Origin of the sequence: Desulfosporosinus acidiphilus SJ4, from assembly GCF_000255115.2 — a bacterium.
Lineage (GTDB): Bacteria > Bacillota > Desulfitobacteriia > Desulfitobacteriales > Desulfitobacteriaceae > Desulfosporosinus > Desulfosporosinus acidiphilus.
In genome coordinates this window covers 2564378-2582492 of sequence record NC_018068.1, presented here as the reverse complement: position 1 = coordinate 2582492, position 18115 = coordinate 2564378, and the positions used below count along the sequence as shown (strand labels likewise).

The following is an 18115-nucleotide window of genomic DNA, read 5'->3' as shown; positions in this document are numbered from 1 at the left end:
TGTAACACTTTTATAGAAGAAGTATTTCCGGGCCAGCCCCCTGGCAATGTGATGGGTTGTAGCTACCTTGGATTTGAATCATCCGAAATCACTTGATTTATGACTTTATGATAGCGTTTCGCCTTTTCTTCCATAAATTCAACTCTTCTCGTTGCCTCCTCCAATTGCTCCCGTGCAATCTCCTTGTATTTTAAAATAATTTCATAACGGAGAGGAATTGAAGAATCTCCTTCTAGGTATAGATCAACAAAGTGTTTGATATCCTTTATTGACATACCGCAATCCTTGAGATACTTCACCCTGATCAGCCAATTAAGAGATTCCTCGTCAAATATGCGATGATTATAGTTGTCACGATGTATGTTCGGTACCAAGCCCTTGTCAGTATAGTATCTGATTGTATGCTCTGTGAGATTAGTTTTTTGAGCTATTTCTTTGACTGTGTACAATTACTCTGCCTCTTCTCTGTAAAAACGCTTGACTTCGAGTTACTCGAAGGCGATAAAGTAAACATATCAAGAAAAGGAGGCGAAGTAAAGTATCTTCTCCCCCCGTAGTATCTTTTGCGCTGGATTGAGGAAGATTTGAAAAATCAATAGTATCTATATGTAGAAGAGCAGTTAGAGTCAGGAAGAAACTCCCCTGGCGAGCCGGAAAGATGAAGAATATTTATCAGATAAATTAAGGGAGGTAATAATAATGCGCATTATTACTCTTGAAGAGCATTTTACTTTTCAGGGATATATTGACAGATTTGGCAGACAATCCTTTCATAACAAAGATGAGCAACTGTGCGACCTAGACGAACGTCGAATCGCTGAAATGGACGCCGCCGGTATCGACATGCAGGTGCTCTCGCTGACCTCTCCCGGTACTGAGTCGTTAACGGCGGAGGAGGCGTTGAAAATCTCCGGCAGCGCCAATGACCTTCTGGCAGCGGCGATAGAACGTCATCCCAGCCGTTTTGCGGGCTTTGCAGCCCTGCCGGCAGCTGCTCCCGACCTCGCTGCCGATGAACTGGAACGTATGGTTTGCCAATATAGTTTCAAAGGTGCGGTGATCAATGGTCACATACAGGGCCGCTATCTGGACGACAGTTTCTTTTGGCCCATCATGGAACGGGCAGAAACGCTCCAGGTACCCATTTACCTGCATCCAGCGCCACCGCCGCAGCCGGTAATCGACGCCTACTATACAGGCAACTTCTCATCTGAGGTAACCCGTATACTTTCGTCGGCAGGCTGGGGATGGCATATCGAAACTGCTGTCCATATCCTGCGTCTTATTCTCAGCGGAGTATTCGACCGCTATCCCAAGCTGCAGATCATTATAGGCCACTTGGGCGAAGCTCTGCCTTTCATGATGCCAAGGATCGATCAAGTTCTGCAGCCGAATCTAACTAATTACAGCGCCCTATGGCAGCCTACCTAAGAGAGAATGTCCATTACACGTTTAGTGGTTTCAATTTTAACGCTGCTTTCCTGAATCTGTTGTCGGAAGTCGGCAGCGACCGCATCATGTTCTCGGCAGACTATCCTTACGGCTCAATGGAAAAAGGGCGAGCTTTCCTTTCTCAGCTGCCTGTCAGCGCCACTGATAGGGAAAAAATCGCTCATGGCAATGCTGAACTACTCCTGCGTTTGTAACAACACCAACTTGTTCGCTGATAATTTCCTACAAATAAGGTCTCCATCATCTTTTACTAGCTTCCTCAAAACCTCTGGTTTGTGATGCTCGGCGGCTATTTCCTCTTTAATATTTCCCTGCAATGAGTTGCTTATTGATACCATAAGAATTAGTATATAAGAGTATTCTCCGCCCCAGTCGCACGAATTAGTCCGAAAATGCATAGTTATTTCGAGTGAAAATGTAAAGAGGAAAAAAGAATGCAACAAACTCCGGTACTGGAATTGAAAAACATAAAAAAAACTATCAAGGGAAAAGAGATCATAAAACATATTGATCTCACCCTTTATCCTTCTCAAATCTTTGGTTTTCTCGGGCCGAATGGTGCCGGGAAGACGACGACAATCCGCATGATTGTTGGCTTGATCCGACCGACGGAGGGTTCTGTGACGATCTGTGGCCATTCTGTCGCCCACGATTTTGTTAAAGCAATGTCCAACGTCGGATGTATCATTGAAAGCCCTGATATGTACAAATACTTGACCGGGATGGAAAATTTGCTTCAATATGCCGCCATGAACAAAACAATAGGCAAGCAGCGTGTCCGCGATGCGGTGGAGATGGTTGGACTCCAACATCGGATCAATGACAAAATCAGCACCTATTCTCTAGGCATGCGCCAACGTTTGGGCATTGCTCAGGCCCTGCTTTCCCGACCTAAACTCTTAATTCTTGACGAACCCACAAACGGGTTGGATCCGGCCGGCATCACGGAGTTCAGAAATCTGATCCGCAGACTTGCTTACGAAGAGAGCATGACGGTCTTTGTCTCCAGTCATCTGCTCTTGGAAATACAGGAAATCTGCGATACGGTCTCAATTATTAAGCAAGGAACAGTCATCAAAACCGGCGCAGTCCAGGAACTCCTTCACGAGGACAAGATCGAGTGGCAGCTGAATGATCCACAAAAAGCGATCGCACTCCTTGATGAACATTGGAACATCAAGGCGGTTCAATTGAAAAAGAACACTGTCAGCGCCCGTCTCGGCGAACCATCCCTTGCCGAGATTAATGAACTCTTAATAAAAGAAGGCCTGGAACTTACCTACTGCTCATCAAAGCAGAATACTCTCGAAGAGCTGTTCCTCGGCCTTACAGAAGGTGATCAAATTGTTTAGCCTGATTGAAAACGAAGTCACTAAAATGATTGCTAAGAAGCGGCTTATGTTTGTCTTGATCATTTTGGTTATCTTGATCTCCGTCTTCGCCTATGGTCAAAACCGAACTTTGGCAAGGACCAAGGCGCAGCTCACACAGCGCATGGGGATTACGGCAACGGTTGACTGGCGCAAACTGGCGGAACAGCAGTTGATTGACATGAAAGGCAGGCTGGACAGCCCCTACATGGATGCTAAAAGCCAATCGTCTCTAACGGTAAGAATGCAGCAGCTGCAATATGATCTCAACAACAACATCAACCCCTTGGATCAGTCCGCCGCAAAATTTACGGCGACTTTCATGGAACAGTCCATCTTCTTATTCCTGCCCTTGCTTGTTGTCATATTGGCCGCAGATATGGTGTCTGGAGAATCCTCCAGCGGGACGATTAAGCTTCTCCTTGTTCGGAATGTTCCCAGGTGGAAAATCCTCCTAAGCAAATATCTGGCTTTGATCATTCTGGAAGTGGTAGTGGTCTTCTGTGCCTTTTTGCTATCCGCTCTTATCTCCGGCTTCTTCTTCGGTTTTGGCGGCTGGATGGCGCCGGTCGCAACCGGGTTTAAGGTCCTGGCCGGGAAATTGGACGCTTCCGGAGTTTTCAATGTTCAGGAGTGGCAGTTTTCTCTCATGGTCTACTCTTTGGCTTTCTTTGTAGCCGTCGTTGTGGGCAGCATCTCCTTTATGATTTCTGTCCTTGTCAAGAGCACGGCTGCTTCAATTGGGATTATCTTGGCCACCCTTATCGCTGGGAATTTCATTAGCTTCTTTCTTTCCGACTGGACCCTTACACATTACCTGTTCATGGTTAATCTGCGACTTACCGATTATTTGTCAGGAGCGGTCCAGCCGGTTGATGGCATGAACATGCTCTTCTCAGTCACGGTGCTCTTCGTCTGGGCCTTGGTGGCAACTTTCGTTAGTTTTCTTTACTTTACTAAAAAAGACATCCTTGTTTAGTCCAAATTGCAGATGCAGGGAGAAATTAGCATGCTTAAGAAGACGATCTGGTACTCCGTTTTCACAATAGCCATCGCCGGTATTGTCGTATTGGCAGGAGGGTTCTATCAAGCACTCAAGGTCACAACGGAAAATAGCCCCTTTCGGCCTGCAAAAGTCGCCATGACCCAAACTTCAGGAAGCCCAGCCAAATCAGAGCTTAAGAACACCAATACACTCCAACTCCTCATTCTTGGTGACTCTATCGCCAAGGGAACCGGTGATGAAAAAGGCAAAGGCTTCTCCGCTGATCTGCCACAAGCAATTAAAACTGACACTTCCAAAGATATCCTCGTCACTGATGCAGGAATAAACGGGTTGGAAAGCCAGGGACTGCTAGGACAGCTTCAGAACGGGAGACTGAACAAACCCGTTGCGGGAGCGAATTTTATTTTGCTCTCCATCGGCGGCAATGATTTAAGAACGATTCTCTCCTTAAATCCCCAGGCCCAAGAGGATGAATTCAAAATCAAAGAGGACAGTTACCTCAGCAACTTAAAACAGGCGCTCAGGATTCTCCGAAGTTCAAATCCTAACGCCTATATCGTTTTTCTCGGTCTTTATAATCCCTATGAAAAAACGACCACCGCGGAAGAGGTCAGCCTTTGGCAAGAGTGGAATTATAACACAGAGCTGCTCATCGAAAGCGATCACAAAGCCATCTACATTCCAAGTGATGACTTGATGAAATTCAATCTCGGCAAATATCTCGCTCCCGACGGCCTCCATCCTAATTCCGCCGGATATCTGGCTCTATCCGACAGAATCCGCAAGTCGCTTGAAAGCGTCATCGCGGGAACGTAAAGAAGACGGCAAAGCCTTTATGGTCTGTCGAGTTGTCAAACATGTAATGACAAATCCATGGCTTTGGCTTGGTGAGGCGCCTCTCCTTCTCAAACAGGCGTTCCAAAAGAGTCCCGGTCATGACCTCGATCTTGTTATAGTCGAAAGCCTCGGGGTAACCAACCGAGTCCAGGATCTCCCGGTTATGACGGTTCATTCCTCCAGATAAAATGCTTATCGGAAATTCTTACTTCGCTGCCAGATGAACTGTACCCCTACGGAATACGGGTTCTCCTGCATAACCAATTTTTAAAGCGGCGGCTATTTCCCGATCAATACAAACTAAGTCCTCTCTCCCCAAATCGCGAATATTATTTTTCCCCATTGCCTGGAGGGCCATAATCATTTCCTCTCTGCATGATTGGAAAAAGTTAGCCAAATGCCTGCTTCCTTCATCAACATCAAATTGATCAGCCAAGCTCCCGTTATAGAGTGCTAATTGAGGAGCAGGATTCTCAGGCAATGCTTTAATCATTTGACTTTGCAAGGAAGCGATAATCGCGATTGAACCGATGTAAACTGCATCGGCACCAAGAGCCAAAGCCTTGAGAAATTCTCCAGGAGTCCGCAATCCCCCTGCGGCTATAAGAGAAAATTGTTCCCTTTTTCCTTGTTTTCTAAGCCAATCAACTGTGCGGCTTATTCCAAAGAGAGTTGGCAATCCCATATCATCCTCTAATGTTAGGGCGGCGGCAGCGGTCCCTCCTTCCTGTCCATCAATCACAATGAAATCAGCCTTGGTCTGGCCGATTATCTCCAGTTCACGTTCTATGAAATGAGTAGCTGCGATTTTTATCCCAATAGGTACTTCATACGTTTTTTGGAGTTGATTGACTAAATTGATAATTTCCTCAGGAGAATTGACCCCCTTAAACCTTGCCTTCTTCCCAGAAGTTTCACCTGGTTTGACATGCCACAACTCACGTAAGTGTTCGTCCATTTCTTCATATTTCATTGAAGATTCGACTGCGCCGCCCCAAGCGCCTTGTCCTAGTTGTACTTCAATCGCATCTAATTGTTTGAGTTGCTCCGGAGTATTTAACCATCCGCCACGATTATACTGACCAACAAGAAATTTAGCAGCTTTCCTTTCTTCAGATGAAACAGCCGATTCTCCTGTGTTTGTGGCGGTACCGGCTAGTGCTGCTCCTTTTGCCAAAGCTTCTTTCATTTTAAGATTAAGTGAACCTCCATAAGACATGCCTGTAATAAGAATCGGCAGGTCAATTTGAAGGGGTCTTTTAGCATTTGGCCCAATAGTTACTTGCGTTTTGATATTTGACTGTTTCGCTGTCGGTAATTGAAATAGTTGACGGGGATTGAGGAGTAGTTTTTCCCAAGGCGAAAGTCGTAAGGGACTGCCCATAGGACGTTTTAGGGCTTTACCGGTTTCAGCCCTGATTCCAGTCTCGGCAATAGCTCTTAATGTAAGTTTTTCCATGATTGTCATCATTACCAGAGGGCTTTTTGCGTAGTCCTCAGTAACTATCTTCTCAAATAGACCGTCTGTAATAGGGTTAGCCATTCGCAATAACAGTTCATTTAACATTTTTGATCACTCCTAAGATTGAATTTGTGATTAATAAGCTGACCCAATTGCAATTCAAAGTGACTTCGATTGGATTTATCAAACCCAAAAGTAGTCATTTTAGTATTGTGTCGATACATTCTAATTTATGTGCAAAAGAAAGGGCGAATTAACCTCAAGATCAACCGCCACGATCAGAAATCATTTAGGATATTCTAATGTGACAATATTTTGTTTTACTTGTAACCTCAATGCTAGTGGATAAAACTCTCTTCAAAGAAAATAGGTAATTGAAACGGTACTAATGACGTGCCTTCTTATAGATGTTATTTACCTTTTTATCTAAGTCGATAGTGCCGCCATACAATGACTTCAAGATCTCCATATTATACATACCCTTAAAAAGGGTCTCGTTGGCCTTTGTGAACATTTGACTTATTTTAAGAAGATCATCTGGTTTCTGCTTTTTAAAATATAATGCTGCGTAACCAAATCCTTCGGAGGCCAGTCTAAATCCTGTAATATAGTCCCCTTTCACCAGCTCAATATTGGCCATCTCCCTGGTAAGAGTATACTTTTTGCCTCTTATAATGATCTCTTTTGAAAATTCAAGTTTAGAAATTTGGTTAGAAATTTCCTTAGTCTTCTTTTGAGAATCCTTCGACAAGCGTATTCCTTCTTCAATGGTCTTGGGATGGGCCGCATCATATTGATCCATTATCAACCTTCCTTGGTAGTCAAGGTTATATATTTTATCAGAAAAGTTCTTAAGTAATATAAGAACTTCTTGTCGATATTCTAATCGTTCCGGCAATTCTAAGTTTTGACCTATAGTATTTGCACTTGCCAAAAATGGCACTAAGGAAACTTCATTTACTACGTTTTCCCATGTCTGATTTGCGTTGACATTTCTGTTTTGCATAGACATTCTAAAAATGAAATAGCCTATAACGATTACAGCGAGAACTCCTAAGATTAAAACTTTTCTTTTCGTTTTTACCCCTCCGATCCATATGAGAAGCTTTCAAATCCGGCATTATTAGTTTTCTAAGACTAATTAAAAGTCTTAATATTGTTATTACCAGTGGGTTCTGAGTATTTTGCTTTTAAGGCTTCCAAATCAAAAATTCCCTTAAGGAAGTTTTCATCAGCCTTTCTAAATGAAGCTCTCATTTGGTTTAGGGCATTTGTATTTTGGCCGGCAATATAGGGTGGTACATAATCATAACCTTTTGATGTCAAAGTAAATCCCTTTACAAAGTTATCCTTAATTTCGTTGATGCTCCCTTGTTCATTCTTGATGTTGTACTTTTTTCCTTTAACAATTACTTCATTTGGAAACTCTATTTTCGAAATGTCAGCGGCAATCTTTGACATTCTGGCCTGAACGTTTTTCGAACGTTGAACCCCCTCTTGAAAGTTCTTGGGGGGAGATTCCATGAACTGAGCTATTACTAACGTTCCCTGATGTCGAAACGCATACATCTTCTCGGAAAAGTCCTCAATTAGCTTTAAAACTTCCTGCCGATATTCTTTATCCATCGTCTCAGCGGTACCTTGTAAAAGTGTTTTTGGACTCCCCCAAAAAGGCACTTGTGAGATTTGATTTACTACATTTCTCCATGTCTCGGTTACATCGGCTCTTCTATTCTGAGACTGCATCTCTAAAATTCTATACGCCGAAACACCCAGAACTAAAATTAACCCACAGATTAAAATAATTCTCCTCGTTCAAACCGCCCCCTTAAGATAACTTTCGAGGTACTGTTATGCGTTAAACAATCGATAAATGATTAAAAAAATAAATGGCTAAAGAAAACCTTTAGCCAATTTTGCTTAATTATTCAATTTTTACGTATATTATTCCAAACCCAGCCTGTAGAAAAGATGTTCTCATATTGTCAGGGCCCTTTTTCACGTACCACCATATTCTGGAATATAATATCTTAGAATTGGAGGCTGCTTTTGTGATTTGGAATAATTGCACCTTTTGGTTAATTCAAAGCTATTGGATGATATGGTTAATTGGCTCCTTTATTGTCTCAATGATTCTAGGCGCTGTTATTTTTCGTAACCATGAATCCATTCGATAAGACCTTTCTTATTTATGGAGGACATTATGAGTGGTTGTTCAACCATCATGGGAAACGCAAGTAATAACATGAATGCAAATCAACAAAACACGAAATTTTGGGGCATCTGGCTGCCTGTCCCGACTTTTATTGCGATCCTTAATTCGCTTTTTTGGACCTGGCTCATCCTCAATACGGTTGGTTATACGGAAAGAGCCATTGAAAAAGCAGGTGAAAGAATAACTGAGCAGTTTTAATTGGGGTGAATCTTTATGCCTCCAATGACGGATATTATCTTAGAACAATATTTAGGTCGATTTAGCCCATATTTTAGGGAGGTATTATGTAAGGATTCAAAATTCTTACAGAAGTATTACTCATTATTGCTAAGACAAGGACAGAAATGGTTTGCTAGTAAAACAAACCCATTTAGACTTTGTCCGGATACAGTAGTGTTTTGGTTTTTCGTCCGGCCATATTGCGCCATTGGATTAGCTATACGGGATCTTCGAAATGTACAAATTCTCTGGCGCCAACAAATGGAACCAAACGAAACAATATATTTACTATTTAAAGTGATTGAAATATGGCCTCCGTATTCTCTGACCCTATTGGCCACCTATGCCTCTCTTGCTTTAGTAATTATAGACGCTGCTTACAGGATCTTTGAAGTAATTGGACTGAAAAATGAGCAAAAATCAATGAAAACGGATATGGACACAAACAATCTTTCGTATGAACCAGCTGAATTAGAAGAAATAATTAAACAGGAAGTAATAAATGAACATAGTAGTTCTTGCAGCAGTTACCTTGACCCATTTAGCCTTACGCCAAGAATGTCCATTTACTTTCCTGTTTATGATCATCATACATCGATTGGTTTTCTTACTATTGACTTTCGCCATGTTGAATTGAGCATAAAACAATCCCTAGAACCCAGTGATAACATCGTCAGTCTTATTAGATTTTTCGATTTGTATTCGCCATTTCCATTGCAGATTGCAGTGATGATTCTATCATTCGGGTTATTTTTGAATGGTGCTATTTATAAATTGGAGCAATTGAAATGAGTAAAAAAGAGTAATAAAATAACTGCCTAAGTTTCAATAATAACTTTAATTTATTCAGATTAACCTTAGTGAGGGGGGAGGTTATGTCACTTTGGGATTTATGGGCTCATGGTACCACTATGGGGGCTCAACCCTTTGCTTATTTTTCTCCTTTACTTTCTATAACTGTTTTTATAATTATCGTATTTATAATTACGGCATTAAAACAGGTGATCGACAACTCGGATCAACATGTTCTATGGTAATTAACTTCTAAATCCCTGCAAAATAAATTGTATCCAATGCTGGTTGGGGAGATTCACTCAATCGTATTCAAGTTAAGCTGAAAATGCTTTTTTAACAGTTCATTAAACTCGCCATCATTTGCCACATTTTGTTCGCAAACCTTCCCGTTTTCAAGAACCTTAAAATGGTTATCGGTTAACGTAATTCTGCCTTCCTTAGTAGGCATTGTACAAAATTTCATCTTTAGAAAAAGTGAATCGGGATACGTTGCGGTAAAGTGATTGGACATTAGAAAATCCATGGGGTAACATTCATCTAAGGTAAAAGCATATAAATATTGATATTCATCCTTGACTTTGTATTGTAATACATAACCGAATTTGGGGTCGTTAAGCAATCGGTAAGTATGGGCAAATTGCCGCTGCTCTAATCCTTCTTCCAATAAAAGAGGTGCAGTAATTCCATTATTTCCATAGCCGACATCAACCAACCATCTCTTATCATCGATTTCCACCATCAGCAATTGGTGCAATTTAGCCAAAAAGGTCTTTCCGTCTGTTGTTCCTCTAGCCAATAGGTCAGTCACCTTAAAACCCAGTTCTTTAAGAATATAAGAGAACAAGCCATTCATTTCAAAGCAATAGCCACCTCTCTTATTTTCAACAATTTTCTTATAAAGAGATTCCGTATCAAGCAAGATCGGCTTTCGGTTATAAACATCAAGATTTTCAAAAGGCACATTCAATGTGTGGGATGTGTGCAGTGCATATAGAGTCTCATAGGAAACATCAACATTTCCTTCGTAGTTAATTCTTTCCAAATAAGCATCGATATTTTTTAGATTTATTGACAAATTAATGCACCCCATTTTGTTTTATTCATTATTACAATAATTAAATCACTTCTCTAAAACGATTACCTACCAAAAGGTAAGTATCTAAAAAAAGAGTGCCAACTTGCAAAATAACTGTCATGGATATATTCTACTAATCAAGCTTAATTTAACAACCACATCTAGTTTAAGATTGCAAATTTCCTAATTAATTTAACGTTCTAGGGAATTACTATCTTTAAACCAAGTCATACCAGAGAAATTCTGGGGAAAGGAGTCACTAGTATGTCTGTTATTTATCAAGATCTACATCAATTTAGCACCTACATTCCGCCCATCAACCTTACATTTAACCAATATCTTCTAACTGCCAAGGAGCCAATTTTGTTTCATACAGGGAACGTTCAACAAGCAACTGAAATGGTGCCAAAACTGAAAACCATTCTTGGGTATAACAACCTGAGCTATATCTTTATTTCGCATTTTGAAGCAGATGAATGCGGCGGATTGTCATACCTGCTTGAACATTTCCCACAAGCTAAACCAATATGCCCTGAAGTGACAGCCCGTCAGCTAACCGGATTTGGACTTACTCAAGAGTTTATCGCCAAAAAACCTGGCGAGAAACTCACAACAGAAGATTACGAATTAGAGTTCTTTAGTTACCCTTCAGAAATGCATCTTTGGGAGGGACTGTTGGTCTTGGAAAAAAGACGCGGGATCTTCTTCAGCAGTGACCTTATGATCCGCTTCGGAGAAGCAATCGATGCTATTGTAGAATCTAACTGGGAGACTGAAATCGACGGCATCCGTAAGGAACAAGTGCCTGACTCCGAACGCCTTATACAATTACAACGTACGTTAAAACAATTCAACCCCAATTTTGTGGCAACCGGCCACGGTCCCTGTCTTAAAGTTTGATAGACCTCTAATAAGTTCCTTCATTTAAAACTTGAACGAATTTGGAAGCTATTTATTAACGCCAATTGTCTTAAAAGTCGAGTAGCCTCGAAGGAAAAATAACTCCATGATTAGTTTACGAATCCTTAATTTTAACTTAGGGGGTTTATATGAATGCTTAACGAAAAGCTCAAAGAAGTGATAGGTCACTCATCCGACGGAGCAGTTGCTATTGTAACTCAAGGGATAAATGAACCCCATGTGGTCAATACATGGAACAGCTACATTACCATAACACCAGATGGGGAATTTCTTATCCCAGTTGGCGGAATGAACGAAACCGAGAAAAATATCTCTCAAAATAATAAAGTCAAACTTACGATCGCTAATCGTGAAGTACAAGGTAAAATGTATAAAGGAACAGGCTTTTTAATTAAAGGAACCGCCGGTTTTGTTAAAGAAGGTTCGGAATTTGAGATGATGAAAACTAAATTCCCCTGGGCCAGGGCGGTACTGAAGATAACGATCGAATCTGCAGACCAAACTCTGTGACAAGAGCTCTTTAGTTACTATTAGTGAAACACGATAATAAGATTCCCTATCAGCAGTATTAATTGAAGAAAAAACCTCCGAAGATGGCTTCGGAGGTTTTTTCACTTAGAACATTTCCTTGCTCATTTTAGCAATTTCAGTGCTAACGCAATCATAGACGCCGGGGAAGGAACTGATCCCCAAACCCTGAGTTAAACAGGGAATGAAATAAAGTTTTCCGCAATTTGTGCAGGCCCTTCTGACTTCTGCCCCACAGATCTCCTGGGTCCAATCCGGGAAATCAATGGTGCCGCTGTCCAGATCACCCATGAACGATATTTTCCCGCCGTATTTCTTGATTAACTCCGGCGTATTGTTGGTTGTCATGACTCCCTGCCAAATGTCAATTCCCATTTCGATCATATACTCAACTAAATTAGCGGCATAGGAATCGCTATGGTGAACGATCAGTTCCACGCCATTGGCCTTGTAGAAACCGTAGACTTTTTTATACGCGGGTAAATAGAACTCTTCGAACATTTCCGGAGAAATAAACGAATTTTTCTGACTGCCCCAATCGTCATGATGGAAAAGTGCATCGGGATGGATGTGGTCGATTATTTCCTTTGCATAAGCCAGCTCGAAATCAACCAGATAATCGATAAGCTCATGCATGGCTTCAGGTTCTTCATATAAGGCCATCAGAGCATCTTCCATGCCCATAAGGTTATGGCACTGTTCGAAGATTCCCGGTGCAATAAATGCTGTCACGAATTTTTCATTACGGTCCACAGATTTGGCATGCGCTACGGCTTGACCCCAGAATTCATCAGAAGTCGGGATCTCCGGTGCTTTGACGTATTTTTTCCACTCAGTGATATCTTTCAATACCTTGTGCTCTTCATCGTGCACAGGAAACTGGCCGATCTGTCCTTCGGGCCATCTGTATGTTATTCCCCAGCTGTTTACGCCTTCCCCTCCGATCGGGAGCTTTTTGTCAAAGCGTGTTTCCATGATTATTTCCATGAATTCATACTGGTTGACAAAACGGCCAGGCTTGCCGCCTCTGATTGTTTCTAATAAATTCTGTCTTGGGGTTAACATGAATGCTGCCTCCTTTTGTGCAATCTGTTTTCTATAATGATACCTATAATATCAATCTTCTGAGCATTCAACATGCGCTCTAAATATCCTTCCGATATCTCCTAATTATTTATATTTTATTCAAAAGATCAAAAAGCCCTCCAGAAGTTGCAAGTGATGATTTCATAAGCCTAAAGCAGGTGTGGATATAACCATTGATTATTTTCGGAGCTGTTTATAAGCAAGATAACGATTCTGCCCTTCCTCAAATAAGTTTCTTTCTTCCTCATTCTCGAGCACAAGTGACGGTACATGTTGCGGTTTGCCCTTCTCATCTAAGGCCACGAATGTAAAAAAGGCAGTCAAAGCTATTTTAGCAGGTTCCTCTTTTGTAACATCTTCAACGGTAACGGTAACAGAGACTTCCATCGAACTTTTCCCAACAAAAGTCAACTTTCCATAGCACGTTACAACATTTCCAATATGAACGGGATAGAGAAATTCAAGTTTGTCGACTCTTGCCGTAACAACATTAGTACGTGCATGTCTAAAGGCTACAACTCCAGCAGCGCTGTCCATCATTTTCATAATCTCGCCGCCATGAACATTACCTGATGGGTTGGCATGCTGAGGAAGCATTACGTTTGACATGACAACTTCTGATTGTTTAACTGATTTACCAGTCATAATTATCCCCTCCATAAACTACCTCTGATTTGTAATCGAAATCTCTAGATTTTCTAGATAGGTAAAAATCCAGAGCATATTGTCACTCTGGATTACTTTTTACCTTTAACATCCCCAAAGCCGTTTAGATTATTTGTTTTTACCCCCGCTCTCGCTCACACCTCAACACTTCAATTTCTGTAGACTCTAGCTGAAAATTTCACTTCGCAAATAGAATGATTTATTATCAATCGCTCTCATCGTAGCCAAAATTCCGTCAAGGTGGTCATACTCATGTTGTAACAATTCAGATAAATCTCCCTCCAGCATTATTTTTCTAGGTTCCCATTGTAGATCTAGATATTCAATCGTACATCGTTTATACCTCTTTACCCTAACCAGTAGCTGCGGAAAACTCATACAATCGTCGATAATTTCCATCATTTCGTCATCGATAAACTCTAATGTTGGATTAATGAAAACGACAGGTTCATCAATATACATATATAATAGCCGTTTGAATATGCCTATCTGAGGAGCAGCAATGGCTCTACCGACGCCGTATTTATTTCTAAAGTCAATCATCGTGTCATGTAAATCTTTGATAACCAGCGCTAAATCATTTAGTTCGCTTTCTTGTACGGTTTCACTAACTTCATATAACTTTGGATTACCAAGTAATAGAATCTCTTTAATTGCCATTCTTTAATTTTTCCCCATTCTTTCAGACTACTACGTTGAATCCCTTCAACTTGTCTCCAAATAAGAAAAACCCGGTATCGGTTGCCAGACAGTTAGCAAGAGTTTATCGCTTGTAACTGCCTGTTCCTCCGAACTTAAGCAAGGCGCAAACAGCATGACAGACGAAAACTACCTCCGTTTTCCCCAAGGACAAACACTAATACAAACTCCACAGATATTTTTGTCGATTTCAGGTCGTTTTGCAAAATCATTTGTTAATTTTTCCACACATCGGCTAAAGTGTAGAGCCTCTTCACGCGATTGAGGATGATCATCCCATGATATACCTTTTATGGCGGCAGCAGGACACGCAAGTTGGCATCTGTTACATTTTCCACAGCGATTAGGTTGCACAGGATCTTGGTCAAGTTGTGCGTTGGTTAATATCGTAGCTAATCGAACACGCGGACCATACTTAGGCGTTACCAACAGAAGACTTTTTCCTTGCCAGCCTAGACCTGCAGCTTTGGCCATCGCTTTGTGAGATATATGTCCCATCCAATTAACCTTATCAACTGTAAGCGAAGCAGGAATAGCAAGGGCACGAAATCCTTCCTGCAGTAGTTCATTTTGTAAACGTAAGGTAATATTATCTAAAAGAATGTTAACGGCTTGATAATGATGGACATACAGGGGTGTCGGTTCATTCTTTATTTGTTCAAAAACATCCGGTGAAACTGCAATAGCAATCACAACGGCGCTTGTATATTTCTCAAGAAGATCTTTAGGTTCAGTAGGAATTCCACTGACGCGTCTTAAGTCAGCTATTCCGACCAAATCAGCCCCCAGTTCGATAGCTTTCTGTTTTAATTCTAATGAACTAACCACTAAGATCATCTCCTCTCATTTCATAGTGCGCTTGGAACTTGACTTCTGGCCAGCTTTTTTTGAAGTGGTTATTACTTCTTGAACTTAACAGTACGGAATTGGCGTGGCGATTATGGCTCGATACTTGGCTGAAATGACCACTTAATTGATTTGGAAAAGTCTTTTCTGAAAACTAATTCCACAATTTACCCTAAGTTTCCTGCATAGATCAGTCAATAAAAACTAAATCCCAGGAAAATTCATATGTTCCGGTGGATGAGAATTATTGTTGAAACAATTCAACGAGAGCAGGATATGATCATACGTGATGTTGAAACCGAACTTCTAATAGTTCAAGGCGCAGCCGGGAGCGGCAAAACTTCGATTGCTATGCACCGGATTGCTTTCCTTCTCTATCATGGACTTGGCTCAGGCTTAAGTTCCTCGAATTTTATGATAATTTCTCCTAATGATATTCTTAATCAATATATATCAACTACTTTGCCGGAACTCGGGGAAGAAAACGTCCAGCAGACCACCTTTGAGTCAATTGCTCATAGTTTTATTTCAGATAAACTAAATCCTGAGGGACGAAGCGCACAGCTCGAGAGACTTATTTCCGGAGGAAATAGTTCAAACAAAATACACTAAGGTTAATCTTGTTACCGCCGACGATATAACCTTAAATAAGGGAGTAACAATAGCTTCTGTTTATATGGCCAAGGGATTAGAATTTGACGTAGTACTTCTATATCAGGCTTCGGCAGAGAATTATTCCAGTGAATTTGACCGCAAATTACTCTATGTAGCCTGCACCCGTGCCTTGCACAGGCTTTCACTGTATCATACAGGAGAATTAAGTGGCTTCTTGAAATTCAATGGTAAAGAAACTGCAAGATTTGACCTCTCTTCTTGAGCTAAGCTTCCGAGCAAGGTGTAAATAAAAAAATCCGAAGCATCAAGTCGCTTCGGATTTTTTATATAACATTTTGTTCTTTTTCAATACCCGCAAAGCCGTTTAGATCATTTGGTTTTTAACCCCGCTCTCGCAGGTGGGCATTTTCACCTTACTTTTTAGTCTTCCCCTAACAGTGGAGGCCTGACCTAGTCAGATAAGTTTATTAAATTCCCGAAATTTAAATAGGATCAAAACCAAATCAAATCTTCGCACAACGCAGGTTTGAAGGAATTTCATTATAACAAGTTTATGTTCAAAAAACATCAGGAAAGTTATGGTTAATACCCTTTAAGATGTTTTTAATATCTTCTAAAGGATTTCTCACATTAATATAGAACTTTACAGTTAAGGCATTTCTTAATATTTCAAATTGTCTACACTCCATTAATTAAAGTTTAATTACAATCATATTCCATGAAATTTAGGGGGCTTTTATATGTCAGATTTTCTTGACCGTTTGAGTAGGTTTCTTGTTTTAAAGAGTCGAATTATCCGTTGGTGGTTTAACCTCTCACTCTCTCATAAGCTAACTCTTGCTTTTTCAATTAGTGCTATTATCAACCTTTCTGGCGGCGGTTTTGCTTACTACTTAGCCGTAAAAGGAGATAATTTAGTGGCCCATATTGGAACTCTATTACTAGTAACGACATTAGCAAGTTTATTAATTTTTCTTTATGGTCTTTATATTTCTTTTCTTACCTCAACTCCCCTGCAGCGTTCAGTAGAATTTGCTGAAACGTTAGCAAAAGGAGACTTAACTCCTCAACTTTATTGCCTCACGGAAAAAGACGAAATAGGGCAACTCTGCATCTCTTTAAATACTATGTTACAAAATTTCCGATCGTTAGTAAGTGGAATTCTTTCGGGAGCTGACACCTTCTATGAATCCGCAATTGTCCTAAGAGATCGGGCAGAAGCTACAGCACTGGCTGCACAACAAGTCGCTTCGTCGATAGAGCAAATAGCTCAAAGTTCCCAGAATGAGAATCAAACAAATAGTATTCAAGCGATCCAATTAGCAGTTCAAGCTATGTCAGAAGGCATCGGCCAAATTGACAGCAGTGTTTTTCTGGCAAACGAAGCCGCCTCTCAGGCTTTGCTCCTTGCTAAAGACGGAGATCAAGCGATTAGGAAAACAGGGGTACAAATGAAGCATATTCATCAAACGGTTGAAGAAACTGGGACAATAATTTCCGAACTCGGCGAGAAATCCTCATCGATTGGTGAGATTGTGGAAACCATTAAATCCATAGCAGGGCAAACAAACTTGCTTGCTCTCAATGCTGCCATCGAAGCGGCTAGAGCCGGAGAACACGGGCAAGGATTTAATGTTGTTGCAGAAGAAGTTCGGAAATTAGCAGAGCAATCAAAACAGTCCAGCGCTCAGATTGAACAAATCATTCAAGGCATAAAGGTCAATGTTGACCGAGCAATCGCCAGTATGAGCGCCGAAAAAGATGTTGTCAACGAGGGTACTATGATTATTAAGGAAGCTCAAGAAGCTTTTAACAGGATTATGAAAAGCACTGAAATTGTAAATCAGCAAATAAAAGAAGTATCACAGTTTTCCCAGTATATTTCCACCAACTCGAATAAAATATTCTCTGAAATTGGTAATATTGATAACATCATAAAAGAGACCACCGATCAAACAATGGCTGTTGCTATAAGCAGTACAGAACAGATGAATTCAATGCAAGAGATAAATATCCTCTCGGAGGAACTGCAAGCTGCAGCACAATCGCTCCAAGATTCAGCCCAAAAATTTAAGGTCGCTTAAATATATTTAAATGATACTTGACGAGTATCACGTTATTGAGATACTAAGGTGTTATCGATAATCGAGCCATCTTTTGTTTCAATTTTCTCCCTAGCTGCAAATGCAGTTTTATGCTCACAAAATCTTCAAACTTCCTGCAAATTACTTAGATATTAAAATGAAGTGTTGGTCGAATTATTCATACTTTGACCGACACTTCATTTTTCTTGCTATTAGTTTTATAATTTGCATAATCAATG

General features: G+C 40.8%; 22 protein-coding genes and 1 other RNA gene. 13 read left to right on the top strand and 10 right to left on the bottom strand.

What is annotated here, in order from left to right; translation table 11 throughout:
- Positions 1-62: 62 nt before the first annotated feature.
- Positions 63-449, bottom strand: a complete 387-nt coding sequence (locus DESACI_RS11795) for a MerR family transcriptional regulator (protein WP_014827420.1) — start codon at positions 447-449, stop codon at positions 63-65.
- A 250-nt stretch (positions 450-699) separates the two neighbouring features.
- Between DESACI_RS11795 and DESACI_RS11790 the strand changes: the two genes are divergently transcribed.
- From DESACI_RS11790 to DESACI_RS24980, 6 genes are all read left to right on the top strand, one after another.
- Positions 700-1431 (top strand): amidohydrolase family protein, encoded by a 732-nt coding sequence (locus tag DESACI_RS11790; protein ID WP_202947850.1) that lies wholly within the window; start codon positions 700-702, stop codon positions 1429-1431.
- Positions 1416-1646, top strand: a complete 231-nt coding sequence (locus DESACI_RS25510) for an amidohydrolase family protein (RefSeq protein WP_202947849.1) — start codon at positions 1416-1418, stop codon at positions 1644-1646. Before DESACI_RS11790 ends, DESACI_RS25510 begins: the two co-directional genes overlap by 16 nt.
- Positions 1647-1886: 240 nt before the next feature.
- Entirely contained in the window at positions 1887-2804 is a 918-nt protein-coding gene (locus DESACI_RS11780) for an ABC transporter ATP-binding protein (protein ID WP_014827419.1), read from the top strand.
- Complete coding sequence (locus DESACI_RS11775) at positions 2788-3801, top strand: ABC transporter permease (RefSeq protein ID WP_242833043.1); 1014 nt, start codon at positions 2788-2790, stop codon at positions 3799-3801. Before DESACI_RS11780 ends, DESACI_RS11775 begins: the two co-directional genes overlap by 17 nt.
- A 30-nt stretch (positions 3802-3831) precedes the next feature.
- On the top strand, positions 3832-4644 hold the full coding sequence (locus DESACI_RS11770) for a GDSL-type esterase/lipase family protein (RefSeq protein WP_014827417.1): 813 nt from the start codon (positions 3832-3834) through the stop codon (positions 4642-4644).
- Between the two features lie 19 nt (positions 4645-4663).
- On the top strand, positions 4664-4852 hold the full coding sequence (locus DESACI_RS24980) for a hypothetical protein (RefSeq protein ID WP_207643891.1): 189 nt from the start codon (positions 4664-4666) through the stop codon (positions 4850-4852).
- Positions 4853-4870: 18 nt separating this feature from the next.
- On the opposite strand, the gene DESACI_RS11760 is transcribed toward DESACI_RS24980, so the two are convergent.
- The 3 genes from DESACI_RS11760 to DESACI_RS11750 all read right to left on the bottom strand — a co-directional run bounded on the left by DESACI_RS11760 (position 4871) and on the right by DESACI_RS11750 (position 7873).
- Positions 4871-6232, bottom strand: a complete 1362-nt coding sequence (locus tag DESACI_RS11760; protein ID WP_014827416.1) for an FMN-binding glutamate synthase family protein — start codon at positions 6230-6232, stop codon at positions 4871-4873.
- A 280-nt stretch (positions 6233-6512) separates the two neighbouring features.
- Entirely contained in the window at positions 6513-7133 is a 621-nt protein-coding gene (locus tag DESACI_RS11755; protein ID WP_041276068.1) for a hypothetical protein, read from the bottom strand.
- A 131-nt stretch (positions 7134-7264) separates the two neighbouring features.
- Positions 7265-7873, bottom strand: coding sequence for a hypothetical protein (locus DESACI_RS11750; protein ID WP_014827415.1), 609 nt, complete (start codon positions 7871-7873; stop codon positions 7265-7267).
- 457 nt (positions 7874-8330) lie between these two features.
- On the opposite strand from DESACI_RS11750, the gene DESACI_RS11745 reads away from it, so the two are divergent.
- Positions 8331-8540 carry a hypothetical protein gene (locus tag DESACI_RS11745; RefSeq protein ID WP_014827414.1) on the top strand — a complete coding sequence of 70 codons (210 nt, stop codon included), beginning with the start codon at positions 8331-8333 and terminating at the stop codon, positions 8538-8540.
- 15 nt (positions 8541-8555) lie between these two features.
- Positions 8556-9353 carry a hypothetical protein gene (locus tag DESACI_RS11740; protein WP_174270320.1) on the top strand — a complete coding sequence of 266 codons (798 nt, stop codon included), beginning with the start codon at positions 8556-8558 and terminating at the stop codon, positions 9351-9353.
- Positions 9354-9651: 298 nt separating this feature from the next.
- Here the strand turns inward: DESACI_RS11740 and DESACI_RS11735 are convergent, their stop codons facing one another.
- Positions 9652-10431 (bottom strand): arylamine N-acetyltransferase family protein, encoded by a 780-nt coding sequence (locus DESACI_RS11735; RefSeq protein ID WP_041276067.1) that lies wholly within the window; start codon positions 10429-10431, stop codon positions 9652-9654.
- Positions 10432-10695: 264 nt separating this feature from the next.
- Between DESACI_RS11735 and DESACI_RS11730 the strand changes: the two genes are divergently transcribed.
- Positions 10696-11331 carry an oxygen-binding di-iron domain-containing protein gene (locus DESACI_RS11730; RefSeq protein WP_014827410.1) on the top strand — a complete coding sequence of 212 codons (636 nt, stop codon included), beginning with the start codon at positions 10696-10698 and terminating at the stop codon, positions 11329-11331.
- A gap of 153 nt (positions 11332-11484) precedes the next feature.
- Positions 11485-11862 carry a pyridoxamine 5'-phosphate oxidase family protein gene (locus tag DESACI_RS11725; RefSeq protein WP_014827409.1) on the top strand — a complete coding sequence of 126 codons (378 nt, stop codon included), beginning with the start codon at positions 11485-11487 and terminating at the stop codon, positions 11860-11862.
- 105 nt (positions 11863-11967) lie between these two features.
- Here DESACI_RS11725 and DESACI_RS11720 read toward each other — a convergent pair whose 3' ends face one another.
- From DESACI_RS11720 to DESACI_RS11705, 4 genes are all read right to left on the bottom strand, one after another.
- The gene (locus DESACI_RS11720) at positions 11968-12945 is read right to left on the bottom strand and encodes a uroporphyrinogen decarboxylase family protein (RefSeq protein ID WP_014827408.1); all 978 of its coding nucleotides are present in this window, start codon (positions 12943-12945) and stop codon (positions 11968-11970) included.
- Positions 12946-13143: 198 nt separating this feature from the next.
- Positions 13144-13611, bottom strand: coding sequence for an acyl-CoA thioesterase (locus DESACI_RS11715; RefSeq protein WP_014827407.1), 468 nt, complete (start codon positions 13609-13611; stop codon positions 13144-13146).
- Positions 13612-13797: 186 nt separating this feature from the next.
- Positions 13798-14292, bottom strand: a complete 495-nt coding sequence (locus tag DESACI_RS11710; RefSeq protein WP_014827406.1) for a peptide deformylase — start codon at positions 14290-14292, stop codon at positions 13798-13800.
- A 168-nt stretch (positions 14293-14460) separates the two neighbouring features.
- Complete coding sequence (locus DESACI_RS11705; RefSeq protein ID WP_041276066.1) at positions 14461-15168, bottom strand: 4Fe-4S double cluster binding domain-containing protein; 708 nt, start codon at positions 15166-15168, stop codon at positions 14461-14463.
- A 234-nt stretch (positions 15169-15402) separates the two neighbouring features.
- On the opposite strand from DESACI_RS11705, the gene DESACI_RS11700 reads away from it, so the two are divergent.
- Together DESACI_RS11700 and DESACI_RS25780 are read left to right on the top strand one after the other, a co-directional pair.
- A complete protein-coding gene (locus tag DESACI_RS11700; RefSeq protein ID WP_041276065.1) occupies positions 15403-15789 on the top strand; it encodes a hypothetical protein in 387 nt (128 codons plus the stop codon).
- A complete protein-coding gene (locus DESACI_RS25780) occupies positions 15719-16054 on the top strand; it encodes an ATP-binding domain-containing protein (RefSeq protein ID WP_427846750.1) in 336 nt (111 codons plus the stop codon). The genes DESACI_RS11700 and DESACI_RS25780 overlap by 71 nt, the downstream gene beginning before the upstream one ends.
- 83 nt (positions 16055-16137) lie before the next feature.
- On the opposite strand, the gene ssrS is transcribed toward DESACI_RS25780, so the two are convergent.
- Positions 16138-16322: non-coding RNA, 6S RNA (gene ssrS, locus DESACI_RS23645), on the bottom strand.
- A 210-nt stretch (positions 16323-16532) separates the two neighbouring features.
- On the opposite strand from ssrS, the gene DESACI_RS11690 reads away from it, so the two are divergent.
- Complete coding sequence (locus DESACI_RS11690) at positions 16533-17876, top strand: methyl-accepting chemotaxis protein (protein ID WP_014827404.1); 1344 nt, start codon at positions 16533-16535, stop codon at positions 17874-17876.
- The last annotated feature ends 239 nt before the right edge of the window (positions 17877-18115 follow it).

Bases quoted from the DNA above. Each gene is read 5' to 3' on its own strand.
- DESACI_RS11730 (WP_014827410.1), top strand. From the start codon at position 10,696: ATGTCTGTTATTTATCAAGATCTACATCAATTTAGCACCTACATTCCG.
- DESACI_RS11740 (WP_174270320.1), top strand. From the start codon at position 8,556: ATGCCTCCAATGACGGATATTATCTTAGAACAATATTTAGGTCGATTT.
- DESACI_RS11755 (WP_041276068.1), bottom strand. From the start codon at position 7,133: ATGCAAAACAGAAATGTCAACGCAAATCAGACATGGGAAAACGTAGTA.
- DESACI_RS25510 (WP_202947849.1), top strand. From the start codon at position 1,416: ATGGCAGCCTACCTAAGAGAGAATGTCCATTACACGTTTAGTGGTTTC.
- DESACI_RS11710 (WP_014827406.1), bottom strand. From the start codon at position 14,292: ATGGCAATTAAAGAGATTCTATTACTTGGTAATCCAAAGTTATATGAA.
- DESACI_RS11715 (WP_014827407.1), bottom strand. From the start codon at position 13,611: ATGACTGGTAAATCAGTTAAACAATCAGAAGTTGTCATGTCAAACGTA.
- DESACI_RS11745 (WP_014827414.1), top strand. From the start codon at position 8,331: ATGAGTGGTTGTTCAACCATCATGGGAAACGCAAGTAATAACATGAAT.
- DESACI_RS11760 (WP_014827416.1), bottom strand. From the start codon at position 6,232: ATGTTAAATGAACTGTTATTGCGAATGGCTAACCCTATTACAGACGGT.
- DESACI_RS11720 (WP_014827408.1), bottom strand. From the start codon at position 12,945: ATGTTAACCCCAAGACAGAATTTATTAGAAACAATCAGAGGCGGCAAG.
- DESACI_RS11690 (WP_014827404.1), top strand. From the start codon at position 16,533: ATGTCAGATTTTCTTGACCGTTTGAGTAGGTTTCTTGTTTTAAAGAGT.
- DESACI_RS11725 (WP_014827409.1), top strand. From the start codon at position 11,485: ATGCTTAACGAAAAGCTCAAAGAAGTGATAGGTCACTCATCCGACGGA.
- DESACI_RS11790 (WP_202947850.1), top strand. From the start codon at position 700: ATGCGCATTATTACTCTTGAAGAGCATTTTACTTTTCAGGGATATATT.
- DESACI_RS11700 (WP_041276065.1), top strand. From the start codon at position 15,403: ATGTTCCGGTGGATGAGAATTATTGTTGAAACAATTCAACGAGAGCAG.
- DESACI_RS11780 (WP_014827419.1), top strand. From the start codon at position 1,887: ATGCAACAAACTCCGGTACTGGAATTGAAAAACATAAAAAAAACTATC.
- DESACI_RS11770 (WP_014827417.1), top strand. From the start codon at position 3,832: ATGCTTAAGAAGACGATCTGGTACTCCGTTTTCACAATAGCCATCGCC.
- DESACI_RS11705 (WP_041276066.1), bottom strand. From the start codon at position 15,168: ATGATCTTAGTGGTTAGTTCATTAGAATTAAAACAGAAAGCTATCGAA.
- DESACI_RS24980 (WP_207643891.1), top strand. From the start codon at position 4,664: ATGGTCTGTCGAGTTGTCAAACATGTAATGACAAATCCATGGCTTTGG.
- DESACI_RS11750 (WP_014827415.1), bottom strand. From the start codon at position 7,873: ATGCAGTCTCAGAATAGAAGAGCCGATGTAACCGAGACATGGAGAAAT.